Genomic DNA, 12,654 nt, shown 5'->3' with positions numbered 1-12,654 from the left:
AGTTTTTATTTATCACAGCTTGATATCAAAACTTACCTAACCCAATGCGTCCGTTTAATATCAAAGGTTTTACCCAAGTTGACCCTAACTGGCCCTACAACCTCCTATTCAATCGCTGAAAAAGTTTCCAACATCACAAGGCAAGTTAACAATGCATGAGGCATGTTGACTCAGCACAACGATGAAGGAATAGAAAAATGAAACAGAGAAATTTCACCCCAAAGTTAGTCAGCCTAGTTACCAGCACGTTGTTACTGGGTAGTATTTCACTACAAGCCGCAGAAGAATATGGAGAAATGGCCCCCTCTCAAGTAAGCCCAGAAGTGTGGCAAGCCATTTCAAACTGGTCTCAAGACCGTGTTTCCTTGCTTGAATATATCTCCGACAACGACGAAGAATATGAATTAGACCGCTATGTCGATAGCTTGATCCGCGACTATCGAGATGGAGAGATGCTAAGCCAAGCAAAAGCTTTAGATCAAAACGTGTTATCAGCATGGGAAAATGCTTTTACCGAGCAAACGCCTGAAGATAACTTTTTCTTTACTCGATATCTTATTCAATTTAAACCGACGGTATTCGAAAAATGGACACAACAGCAAAAAGTGCCAACGCTCAGCCAACATTTAGAGCGAAATGCATCGCAGCTTTACAGCACTTGGCACAAGGAGTACGCAGCTCCTAAACGTAAAGGGCTCTCGGTACTTGAATACGATAGGACGCTACCGTCAGATACTCTTGCCGAATTAAAAGAATTGCTGACTAAAAAACCCATCTTCGGGCCTAAGTCACAATGCTCATGTCAGATGGTGACCCCTTCAACCAGCACAGGCCAAGTAGTCACTAACTACCCATCAACCCAAACGCCTTGGAGCACATCCACCAGCGATGGTAGTGGTTTTTCTAAGCACCATGCTTATGTCAATACCTCAGCCTACGGCGCCTTTCACTCAGCTAAGGGGAAACGTTGGTCAAAAAATAAAGCGCTCAGTTTCGATAACACCTCAGCCCATAACTCGACAGAGTTCCACGTCAAAATGTTGTGTGCAGACACCGGGGGATTTGCATGTAATCAAAGCAATGCCTGTTCGGGAAATTTAGAAGTCAGAGGCACTTATTCAGCTCGCTACCATGTAACCGGGCAAGCTAAAAAAATCTGGTCAAAAGGTACCAATTCACATGCAACTGACGGCGCAAAATTTGCGGTCGATTTGCCAGGAGCTGCACCTGAAGTCATCTTGTTCAATAAAGCCGGTGGCGCAGCCATGGGATACAACACCACATGGAATTTAAACTCCACCATTGGAGTCGTCAAAGCGGCACTTGGCATTACTTCAGCCATCGTCAATGGCAACCCTGGCAGCTTGCTGGACGGTCAATTGGCCGATGCGCTTATCACCAACTTGGCAGGCATGATCACGCGTTCGGGTAATCAAGCCAGTGTTACCACCACAATGCGCGCGCGCTTTGATTCGTCCGACGTCAGCCCTTTCTTGTTGCAACCCAATGAGGTGTATCACTTTACCCTTGATTCGAAAGGTCGGGTGCAAGCCAGAGGCTACGGTGGTTATTCGGACAGTCATTACGAATATGGTAGCTCAGGCGCGGTGATGTATGCAGCAAATCACTTTACCTGCGGCAGCAATGTCAATGCCCCAGCACCAACAGGGTTATGGTTCTATTCGTCACAATCCGGTCCAGATAGCGACGCGTCGTTACGTAGTGACGTTGAAAACTGGCTCTCTGTGCAGCTCAACAAACCCGTTAATGCAGGCCAACGCCAAGGCATCATTCACTAGGCTTTGCTAAGGGTGGCCATGCGCTGCCCTACTCCAATAAGGAAAGATTATGAATAAGTTCATCGCCACCACGCTTACCTGCTGGGCTTTGTCTTTGAGTGTTAACGCCTCAGCAGAGTCAGAGCACTACGATACATCAACCCTACCGCTATTATTTCACGCAGGACAACAAGGTTATCAAGCCCTTTCACCTTGGTATTCTTTTCAGTATCAGAACCAAAGGATCACCTTACAAACATGCGCAGAAGATGCCTGCAAACAAACGTTGCAATTTCCCCAATTAGAGCAAACCGCACCATTCAATAGCGAGACGTATGAGCCCAGCTATCAAGGTGAAGCTGGAAACATGAAAAAGTTAGAGAGTTACTCTCAACTCCAGCTCGGTTATCTAAAAGAAAACAGACTCTATGCCAGCGGCAATCAACGGCGCTTACTGCTCACGTTACAACTCGCGTCGGGTAAAGCTGAGTTACCCTTTGTATTTAATGATAACTATGACGAATCTCTGGCAAAAGATAAGTCATCCCTTACTCGAAGTTTCTCCTCCTGCGCCAAAGCCTGTAATACCACTTGGCAAGCATTTAGCGTGGATAAATCTGGTCAATATAGTCCGGCTATTTTTGTTCGAGATGAAACCGGAAATTGGCTTATTCAAAGTACTCGCGACGCAATTCGCATTGAACTTACCACCTTAATCGGACAATATCAGCCACCGGCGCTGCGTCATCACCACAATGACACCACACAGTCTAGCTATTCGTTGAATGACGATAGTTTAATTGTTACTCGCCAAGCTGATAGCGTATCTCGTCACATACTTAATCAAACTCAGGTTGTGGGTCTAAGTGATAAGCACTGGTTGCTGCTTCAAAATACCGACCTCACCCTCACGGATAACAACTCAAATATACAAGCCAAGCGTCCAATCGCGCAACTTGAGCTATCACGCTTACTGGCAAGCTATCTTGATAATGATCGCTTATATTTATTAGGGTTATCACCAAGAGACGCTGTGATTAAACCATCGCAGCAAACGATTATGACGCAGTATCCAAAGCTTCATGAAGACGCCCTCGTTGCCACCTCTCTACTAGAACTAGATTTAGGGCTACAGGTTATTTCGGCCACAACGGTATTTATTCCTGACACCGAGTTTGCTGATATTCGCATTACTCGCAATGCGTGGGGAATATTGGTTAGCTCCGGCGAAGTTTCGGCACGTTCAACAACACATACATATGAAAGCAACCAATCGGCATCAGCAATGTCTGGCTGCCCGATGATAGCCAACGGCTATGGTTATGGCCTGCTATGCTGGAAGGCGTTAAATAACCCAACACTCACCTATACTCCCAATGCCGCAAGCACAATGATCCCAACGACGGTGGTTGACAACACAACGCCAAATCTAATGAATCAATTAGAAAACAATCAATATGGGATTATTTTTAAAAATGGGGCAACGCCAACCGATCCGGGTGGAGTGTGGACTCATCCAGATAATGTTGCCACCAGTAAGGAAGATTTAGGATTGGCTGTGGCCATGTACCATTATCGCTGGGGTTCACCTGTCGCGGCAAATATCGTCTACCCATCAGGAAGCCCCGCACATCCTGTGATGTTTAGAAAGGTGGAATATCAAGCAGCGAATAGCAGTAATTTGCCACATAATGTTTGTAATCATTTTGCTGCCAGCTCAGGTTACCCTGAGTATCAGGCGGCTGATGCTTGTATGACACAGCCAGGTTTTGGCCTATTTAGCCTCGAAGACCTTACCTTCGACCGTTGGCAAGGAGGGAATTATTATCCGAACCAAACAGTCAGTGGGCAGGATAATTCTTGGTTTCCTTGGTATACCAACTTTGTTGGCGATCCACCGGTAACAGAAACCTTTGAACAGGCCTCGAGTGCTGAAATGCTTGCACGATTGCAATTTAACCTAGCGCAGTTTGGTAAAATCAACCAAGACACCTATGTTAACGGCACACGCTTTAGCCAAGACACAGTCACCGGCTTCTACCGCTGTAGCCACCAATAACCAGCAGAAGCAAGATATTCGTATTCGAAACTCGCAAATTGTTAACAATGCATTAAACTTCATTCAACTGTTCAAAAAGGAATGAAGTCATGCGCATCATCATCGCTATTGCGACGCTCAATTTAATTGCTTGTAGCAGCACGTTTGCAGTCCAACAAGCGAATACCAAAGTATTAGGCGCTTACTCAATGTTCGCGCCTTCCACTACAGAAGCCCCAAATATCTACGCGCGCGTCGTTGTTGACGGCGTGCTCAGCGACGCCAACCAATGCCCAAGCTTGCTCTTTGGTAAAAAATCTATGCCGATGCAGTTGCGAGCAATGCGTCCGAACCAAACACATTTTCCAGTCTCTGTATGCGAAGCGAAAATCTCCCCAAACACGGCTTATACCGTCAGTGATAGTCAATTCTCGTTAGCGCCCGTGACATTCGATCCGAATAAAATTGCGGTTTTTGGCGACACTGGCTGTAAGTCATCAGTTTGCGAAAACAACACTGCTGCCGAGCCGTTTAAAACCCTCGCAGAGCAAGGGGCAAAGCAACAACCACAATTGTTGCTCCATATGGGGGATTTCAACTATCGAGGTACCGGAGGTGCGATTTCCGGTGATACCTATGCTTATGACGCAGGCGATGGTGGATATGGTGGTACTAGCTGCGGTCTCAACGATACCTACTACAGTCAAAACGCGATAAATAGCCCAAGACCAGATACATGGAGCAACTGGCAAGCCGACTTTTTTGCCGCAACAACGGATCTTTCAGCAACCGCACCATGGATTTTTGCACGAGGCAATCATGAACTTTGTAGCCGCGCAGGAATTGGCTGGTTTTACTTTTTTGGCCCGGGAGCCAATCTTCCTGATGCCGTTGAGCAACAGCAATGTCCATCTCAAGGGGATTATAATCAACCGCCGCAATCTGCAAGTGCCCATATCATTGTGCAAAACTCCTATACCATCAACTTAAAACCGCTCAGTGTTTGGGTAATGGATAGCGCCAATGCCTGTGATGCCAGTGCAGACAATGGCCTAACAAAAGTCTACCAACAGCAATATCAACGACTTAATGTCAGAAGCGAACTACTCAAAGCCAAACCCATGTGGATTATGAGCCACAGACCCATCTGGGGCGTTGAAGACCCGACAACCAAAGACACGCTAAACGTGATGTTGCAAACCGCGCTGAAGAACACCAGACAAGGTAAGTTGCCTGAACACGTCACTTTATCACTCGCTGGACATATGCATATTTATCAGTCTTCCACCTTTGCTGCCAGTACCGCACGTCCTGCGCAAATCGTTGTCGGCAATAGCGGCGTCAGCCTCAGTGATACCAATGCCTTTAGCGAATTTGATTATGCACTTGATAGCCAAAACGCAATCGTTAACGAACAAGGTAAGTTCGGCTTTTTATCCATTAAGCTTGGCAAAGATGGCGCGTGGCAAGGAGAGTTTTTGGATGAAAGTGGTGCCGCTTTTCTAACCTGCAGCAGCGAAACTATAGATAAACAAGCGGTATGTCGCGCGAAGTAAGCGCGACTTTATACATCCTAATCACTGACAACTTGAGTTACTCGCCTGGTACCGCCCTGTTTTTGATACCAAGCGAGTAGCACCACGGTAGCAGCAGCGACCACTGCAACCCCAAATCCAAGATCCACGGTAAAGTGTTCAACGACCCACCCGGTCAACGCAGCCCCACCTGCAATCCCCACACCGAGCCCGGTAATTAGCCAAGTTAAGGCTTCAGTGAGTAAGCGTTTTGGTACGCTTTGCTCAACCAGACCCATGGCAATGATCATGGTTGGAGCAAACGCGAGTCCCGAAATAAACATCACTACCGCCAAGCCATAAACGTGGTTAACACTGAGTAATAGTACGCTCGCGATCAATGTAAATATCGCAAAACGTACAAGCAGTACTGGCATAGACACACGCCACTTAACGGCCCCAAATCCAAACCCAGCGATACAAGAACCAAGCGCGTACATCGACAATACTAAGCTGGCCGCAATTGGCATCCCTTGCAGCTGAGCAAAAGCGATACTTAATACATCGATAGCACCAACTATTACACCGAGCGCCAATAACACCAAACTAAGCAACTTAACCGTGGAGTTAGCCAGTGCGGAAGTTCGGGTCTGATTTTCACTTTGTTCTATTTTTGGCTCAGTGTCCTTTTGCGACACTAACCAAATACTGCCTATCACAAACAAAATAACCGCTAGCAACGGACCGGCTTGAGGAAAGAGCAAGCTGCTCAATGCAATCGCAAGTGGAGGTCCTATCACAAAGGTAATTTCATCCAGTACCGACTCAAAAGAATATGCCGTATTAAGTAAGCCTTGATCTGATTGTATCGCACTCCACCTAGCCCGAACTAAAGCCGGAACACTTGGCATAATGCCCGCACACATGGCTAAAACATAGAGGCTCCAAAGTGGCGCTTGCAAGTGACTTAATAGCAACAATGCCAGCGCAGATACTGCACTAAACAAGGCCGCAGGGATCACAACCTTGCGTTGCCCTACCCTATCAATCAGTCGCGACAACTGCGGCGCAGCAAATGCCATGGTAAAGGTAAATAGCGCAGCAATGGAACCTGCAATCCAATATGAGTCATAGAGTTGCGAAAGCATGGTGATTAACCCAATCGCCATCATAGAGAGCGGCATACGAGCAATAAAACCAGCACAGCTAAAATGCTTAGTTCCTTTTATCTTAAAAATTTCGGAGTAAGGATTATTCATTGATCTCTCCTTGAGATTATTTTCACATACAGTGTGTATGTAAAAATAATTGACATACACACTGTATGTCAATTATAAATTGCGTAGCTTTTCAATAAGGATCGCAAAATGACAACAAGAAGCAGCATGATGGAGAAAACCCGCAGCGAGCTATTGGCCCAAGCCAGAGTGCTTTTTGCAAGTAAAGGATTTGCAGGGACTGCATTAGAAGAGCTAACAGCGGATGTAGGACTCACTCGAGGAGCGCTGTATCATCACTTTGGCAACAAAAAAGGGTTGTTTTACGCGGTAGTACAGCAATTAGATAGTGAAATGGATCTCCGGCTCCGTGATATTGAACGTAGTGAAACCTCACCTCAGCAAGCGCTTTTGAAACGTGCAGAAACTTACTTGGATATGGCTACGGAGCCCGAGATACAGCGTATCATATTACGTGATGCGCAGTCGGTATTAGAGCCTGAACAACTCGAAAAAGCAGCTTCAGGGTGTGTGGCATCAATCACACAGTTACTAAGTGCAATCGCACCGCAACAGAGTTCTCAAGCGCATAAAACCAGCGCTCAATTTATCAATGGTGGATTAACGAGTCTCGCACTTTGGATTGCAAATCATCAAGTACCCGATCAAGCCGTAGATGATGCAAAACGTACCGCATACGAATTATTAAACCGTATTATGCCAGCTTAGATTTTACTTAATAAGAACATCACGCCGAATCATTCGAACTGTTCTAGCGTATGCATAAGACTAAACGGATGCTGTAAAAACTCGGCTTGGTAGGTTCTATTGCGAACACTTTCTGGTAGCTGGTTAAACTCCAACTCCGTTTCAACATAATCGAAATAAACGCTGGAGCTTACCGTGTTTAGCGCATTCACGAACCTTAAGACTCCTGACTGCTTTTGCACCGCTAAATTCGCGGCAACAAGTCTGGCGAATTCGCCATATTCTTCGGCTTCACATTCCCTTTTTTGGTGAATATAAAAATAAGATAAAACGATACCTCGCTGCTGCGGGGTAATATTAAGACTGTGTAATTGTTTTGGTGTAATAACACGCACATTTTCGCATGCCGCTTTTCTATCACCCAGTTGTGTTACGCTATTTAATAGCTCACTAAGCAGCGTCTTTTGAACAGGTTCAAGTTGTTCAACTGGATACTCAATAGTCGGCGTAAGATCTACTGACATTGTTTCAGCGTTAGTTTGCGGCGCAAACGCAAACAATATCAAAACTAATAGCAAGGGTTTCACAAATATTCCTTTTATCACTCGTGTCCGTGAACTTGCTCCAAGCTTTGAAACAAATTAAAGTTATCTCGAAGAAAATCCGCTCTTAGCGCGGCCATTTTAACGGTCTCAGGTAAAGCGTTGAACTCAGCCTCAAACTCAATAAAATTTGCGTAACGCCCAGAAGATAGCACGTTCATTGCTTTCACCAGCTTAAGCTCCCTCGGGCTCTTATGCATCACATAATTGATAGCGACTGTCCTTGTAAAAGCGCCAAACTCCGCAGATTCACACTGATTTTTGTTCAAACCATCAACATAAAAAAGCACAGTGGTGTAGTACTCTACATCCATTTTGAGTGAGTCCAATTGCGACCTTTTCAACACAGTCGCAACGTTGGCACATTCTATCCGTTTGTTGTGTAATCGGTTATAGCCCTTAATTAATTCAGCCATAGCTTGCTGCTCAAGGCTATGTAGCGCTAGGTCATGCAGTAAAGTGGTAAGTTCATTAGGTGGCAGCGGTAGCTGGTTAAGCACATTTTGATAGTCCGGAGTGGCGGACGCTGTACTCATATTTACTATAAAGCCAGCGACCAAAAAAGCAGGGGATAAATTCATTGTAAAATTCCTTTTTGACTGTACTACCCCCAAGCCTACAGTTCTTGCAATAAATAGACAATGAACAACAGCGTGGCCTATCAGCCACGCCTAGTTAGTTTACAATTTACTAAAAATCATAGCTAAAACTTAAGCTGTAATTTCTCGGCGCACCATAGCGATACTGATCAAAGAAGCCAATTTGGCTGTAGTACTTTTCATCGAAGAGGTTTTCTACGTTGAGTTGTAGCGCCATATTGTCTGCCAGTGCGTAGTTTGCCATCAAGCTAACCAATGCATAGGCATCTTGCTCTAGCCTATCGTTGCCCGTTACTGAATAAGTGTCATCCTGCCAGTTCACGCCACCACCAATCGTCAACTCAGGTAAAGCATTCACAAATTGGTAAGTCGTATACAACTTAAATTGCTTTCTTGGGTTATCCGTATTTACTTCAACGCCGTTGGCATCTTCTGCTTTGAATTGTGAATAACCCAAATGCACATCAAAACCGTCAGTTAACTGACCCACCACTTCAAATTCGAAACCTTTACTGGTTGTGCCTTCAGCAGCATATTGCGCGACTGTATTTACCGAACCAGGAACTATGTATCCAACATCATCTTGAGCTAGGTTATCTTGTTCGATTTGGAAAATCGCCAATGTTGTTTGCAGCGTGTCGTCTAGATAGGTACTTTTTAGCCCCACTTCGTATGATTTTCCTTTGATTGGATCAAGGAAATCACCATTACGGTCTTGGGCATTTTGCGGCTGGAATATTTCAGTGTAACTTGCATACACTCGCTGCGTTGTCGACAAGTCGTACAAGGCACCAGCGTAAGGTATAAATACGCCATTGTCGCCAAAATCAGTGATGACGCCATAGCTTTCGCCTTCGCGCTGCCAGCTCGACAACCGACCACCCGCTATTACTTTAAGTTCATCGCTAAGATTTAGCCTTGTTGCGGCGTAAAACCCTTTTTGCTCGGTATCCATATCTTGAGCAACTGAGGTTTCTGTGCCCCACGTCGGCTCAGGAAAATTACCATCCCACTCGTAAAAATTGCCAACTGGCAAAAAGGCATTATCGAGCGTAGCGAAAGTGAGTGTATCGGCACTCTGCTCACTGTAAAGCGCGCCAGTTACGAAATCATGCTCACGACCGGCGAGTTGATAAAAACCTTTAAGCTGGATATCAAAGCTGTCTTGGTTACTTTCACCTGTACTTTTATAGGGCCAAGACGCTAAGCCCTCACCTGTTGTTTTATCCAACGTGCCGAATAAATACAGCAGCTCTGTATCTTGCTCGTATTTCAGCTTGTTGTAATTGGCGACCAGTTCCCAACCATTTGCAAAGTTGTGGCTAAAGTTCACAAAAGCATTGGTGCCAGTAGTTTGCCACTCAGTCCAATTTGCAGCTGTGGTTTTTTCGACTTCCCAGTCTGTCTTACTTCCATCGGTAAAGAAAGTAGGTAATGCCCCCCAAGTTGGACTGGTAGGGTCGTTACGCTGATAGCTTGCACCAACGCGGATCGTCGAATGCGTGCTTAAATCCGCTTCTAGTACCCCATAAAGCACGGTACTTTCGTCAGAGAAGAGATCTAGATACGAGTCACCTTCTTCATACTTCGCGACCACTCGTCCACGCACACTGCCATCGTTAGTTAATCCATTGGCAACGTCCACCATCACTTCTTTATTGTTCCAGCTTCCCAAAGAGACACTGGCAAAACCTGTGAGGTCGGTGCTATTTGCATGTTTGCGTACTAGGTTAATAGAAGCTGAAGGATCGCCCGCACCGGTTAATAACCCGGTTGCACCACGCACAAACTCCACGCGCTCGTATATCGCAACATCCGCGATGGTTTCACCTGAATCACCTGCCAAACTCCATGACAAAGGAACGCCATCAATTTGATAGTTGGTAATGTCAAAGCCACGTGACTGCAACGTATTACGAACATTATCAACTTCTTTCGCTGACACCCCAATCGCATTTAACACAGTATCGGTTAATGTATCGAGTTTTTGCTCTTTGATCCGTGCAGCGGTAATAACACTAACAGATTGCGGCGTCTCAAGAAGTGATAACCCTAAGCCAGTTGCGGTGTCTATCACTTCATTGACGGTGTATTTTCCCGTCACAACTATTTTTTCAATTTCTTCTTTATCTTGCTGTGCTGCTTGCACCTGTAATGCTGACGTGCCGAGCGCTGCCATAACAGCAAATGAGAGCGTTTTGAGAGGCAGAGTGTTCACTGGGTTCATCCTAATATTGTAAAAATCGAAACGATCATAATGCAGATGATAACCATTAGCAATAACATTAAGGTAAATTACAACCAGTTTCGAACCCGATTTAAGGAACGTTCCCAAAATAAGTAACTAACTAATTTAAAACAACTTTCCTATAAAAGAAACAAGAAAGATAAACCGCTAAACGAATAAAACATGCTATTTAACGCACATCCAAATGAATATAATTGCCATTTACACTTTTAAAAAGATATACTTTATTTACATTTTTGCGCAAATACTCCCTCAGCTTTCATTTGTCGCCGTCATTCAAAGAACTAGGAACACACAATGGCAAAGAAAATAAGCAACAAGTTTTGGTTTCAGTTGCATGGTTGGTTTTCACTGCCAATATGGCTACTGTTTTGCTTTATTTGTATCACAGGTACCATTTCCGTTTTCAGCCATGAACTTACATGGCTTACCAACCCTGATTCTCGGGCATATAACCCCAGTCAGGTAAGTGAGATGTCAGCGGGCTCAGTGTTACGCACGTTTAAAGATGAGTACCCAAGTGCAGATGTCATGGGGCTCAATGTGAGAGAGCCCTATTTGACCTATGTGGTGATGTTTACCGACGTCGACAAGCCCTATGCGCTTGCATATGTAAACCAGTACACAGGGGCTGTTCAGGAAATAAATGACGGCAATACGTTTATTAACTTTATGCGTTCACTACATGGCTGGCTGCTATTTCCATGGCAAAATGGCTACAGTGTTGGTTACTATTTAGTGGCGTTTATGTCACTGATCCTATTGGGCGCGTTGATCACAGGCCTGGTGGTATACAAAAAGTTTTGGTTAGCGTTTTTTCAGTTTAAGCTGCGTAAATCACAAGGAGGTCGTACCCTTGCCGCTGACATCCATAAACTCAGTGGAGTATGGTCGCTTTGGTTTATGACCGTAATGAGCCTCACCGGACTGTGGTATTTAACGCAAGCGGTGCTGTGGCATGCTGGTGTTGAACTAGAACATCATGAAACATTAAATGCTGCGGATATACCCAACTCGACAATAAACGCGAATGCAGTAGAGACCAGTGTTGATCTAGCGCTCGCTGAAATCCAACAACAGTACACTGACTTTCGCCCAAGTTACATCATGCTACCTGAGCATAACCGCGATACGCTTAAAATCAGTGGCGCAAACGACTACGTACTCTATGACGATTACAGCATTAATATTGCCTACAACACTTGGAATGATACAGTCGTTCATCATGCAAACCCTGATTCAATGACAGGCTTACAAACGGTTATGCACATCACAGATCCACTGCACTACGGCACCATTGGAGGGATCTGGACAAAAGTCATCTGGTTTATTTTTGGCTGTATTTTATCCGGGATGTCAGTTACCGGATTTATCATGTATCAGCTTCGGACCAAACGCGCGCGTAGCCAAGAACGAAGCAATGCAAGACAACTAAAAGCACAACAAGGGTAAATCGCCATGAATGCAGTCAAACGCTTTATACAACACAATAAATATTGGTTAAATGCTCTATTGCTGGTATTGCCAGCTTGGTTTTATTATCAATCATTACATCCAGAATTTCCCGCTCCATTGGCGGAGCAAACACTTGGAAAGTACAGCATTACACCAATGCCTTTTGACGACAAGCCGCCATACATCCACGATAACTTATACGTCAAAGACTTCTTACTACTGTTCAATAAAGGTGACGTTGAATCTGTGCGCCAAGGCTATCTCAATATCGGCCCCAACGCGATGCCACTTGCACAGCTTATGAAGCATGAGCTCGGGATCCTTCACGGCACAAAACACGGTCAACACGTACATGCTTTAGCAAAGAAAACATTATCAAAAGACGACAAGGTTTGGCTGACGATTGAAACTTGGCAAGGCGAAGTCATCGTCATGAATTGGCCACTGCCAGAGTATTTAATCAAAGAAAGCGCATAGAAAAGGGGCATCTCGCCC

General features: G+C 45.1%; 10 protein-coding genes. 6 read left to right on the top strand and 4 right to left on the bottom strand.

What is annotated here, in order from left to right:
- The first annotated feature begins 197 nt into the window (after window positions 1–197).
- From PNC201_RS05220 to PNC201_RS05210, 3 genes are all read left to right on the top strand, one after another.
- The gene (locus tag PNC201_RS05220) at window positions 198–1,799 is read left to right on the top strand and encodes a hypothetical protein (protein ID WP_010604103.1); all 1,602 of its coding nucleotides are present in this window, start codon (window positions 198–200) and stop codon (window positions 1,797–1,799) included.
- Between the two features lie 49 nt (window positions 1,800–1,848).
- The gene (locus PNC201_RS05215) at window positions 1,849–3,837 is read left to right on the top strand and encodes a hypothetical protein (protein WP_102056397.1); all 1,989 of its coding nucleotides are present in this window, start codon (window positions 1,849–1,851) and stop codon (window positions 3,835–3,837) included.
- Window positions 3,838–3,926: 89 nt separating this feature from the next.
- On the top strand, window positions 3,927–5,372 hold the full coding sequence (locus PNC201_RS05210) for a metallophosphoesterase (protein ID WP_102056396.1): 1,446 nt from the start codon (window positions 3,927–3,929) through the stop codon (window positions 5,370–5,372).
- 17 nt (window positions 5,373–5,389) lie between these two features.
- On the opposite strand, the gene PNC201_RS05205 is transcribed toward PNC201_RS05210, so the two are convergent.
- The gene (locus PNC201_RS05205; RefSeq protein WP_102056395.1) at window positions 5,390–6,589 is read right to left on the bottom strand and encodes an MFS transporter; all 1,200 of its coding nucleotides are present in this window, start codon (window positions 6,587–6,589) and stop codon (window positions 5,390–5,392) included.
- A gap of 108 nt (window positions 6,590–6,697) precedes the next feature.
- Here PNC201_RS05205 and PNC201_RS05200 point away from each other — a divergent pair, with 108 nt between their 5' ends.
- Entirely contained in the window at window positions 6,698–7,276 is a 579-nt protein-coding gene (locus PNC201_RS05200; protein ID WP_102056394.1) for a TetR/AcrR family transcriptional regulator, read from the top strand.
- A gap of 29 nt (window positions 7,277–7,305) precedes the next feature.
- Here PNC201_RS05200 and PNC201_RS05195 read toward each other — a convergent pair whose 3' ends face one another.
- The 3 genes from PNC201_RS05195 to PNC201_RS05185 all read right to left on the bottom strand — a co-directional run bounded on the left by PNC201_RS05195 (window position 7,306) and on the right by PNC201_RS05185 (window position 10,683).
- Window positions 7,306–7,842, bottom strand: coding sequence for a hypothetical protein (locus tag PNC201_RS05195; RefSeq protein ID WP_102056393.1), 537 nt, complete (start codon window positions 7,840–7,842; stop codon window positions 7,306–7,308).
- 14 nt (window positions 7,843–7,856) lie between these two features.
- Window positions 7,857–8,438: a hypothetical protein gene (locus PNC201_RS05190; RefSeq protein ID WP_102056392.1), complete on the bottom strand. Its 582-nt coding sequence runs from the start codon at window positions 8,436–8,438 to the stop codon at window positions 7,857–7,859.
- Between the two features lie 109 nt (window positions 8,439–8,547).
- Window positions 8,548–10,683 (bottom strand): TonB-dependent siderophore receptor, encoded by a 2,136-nt coding sequence (locus PNC201_RS05185; protein WP_267135091.1) that lies wholly within the window; start codon window positions 10,681–10,683, stop codon window positions 8,548–8,550.
- Window positions 10,684–11,001: 318 nt separating this feature from the next.
- Here PNC201_RS05185 and PNC201_RS05180 point away from each other — a divergent pair, with 318 nt between their 5' ends.
- On the top strand, window positions 11,002–12,156 hold the full coding sequence (locus PNC201_RS05180) for a PepSY-associated TM helix domain-containing protein (protein ID WP_102056390.1): 1,155 nt from the start codon (window positions 11,002–11,004) through the stop codon (window positions 12,154–12,156).
- Between the two features lie 6 nt (window positions 12,157–12,162).
- Window positions 12,163–12,636, top strand: a complete 474-nt coding sequence (locus PNC201_RS05175; protein WP_102056389.1) for a hypothetical protein — start codon at window positions 12,163–12,165, stop codon at window positions 12,634–12,636.
- The last annotated feature ends 18 nt before the right edge of the window (window positions 12,637–12,654 follow it).

The organism is Pseudoalteromonas sp. NC201 (genome assembly GCF_002850255.1).
Lineage (GTDB): Bacteria > Pseudomonadota > Gammaproteobacteria > Enterobacterales > Alteromonadaceae > Pseudoalteromonas.
This window is presented reverse-complemented; position numbering and strand designations above follow the sequence as displayed.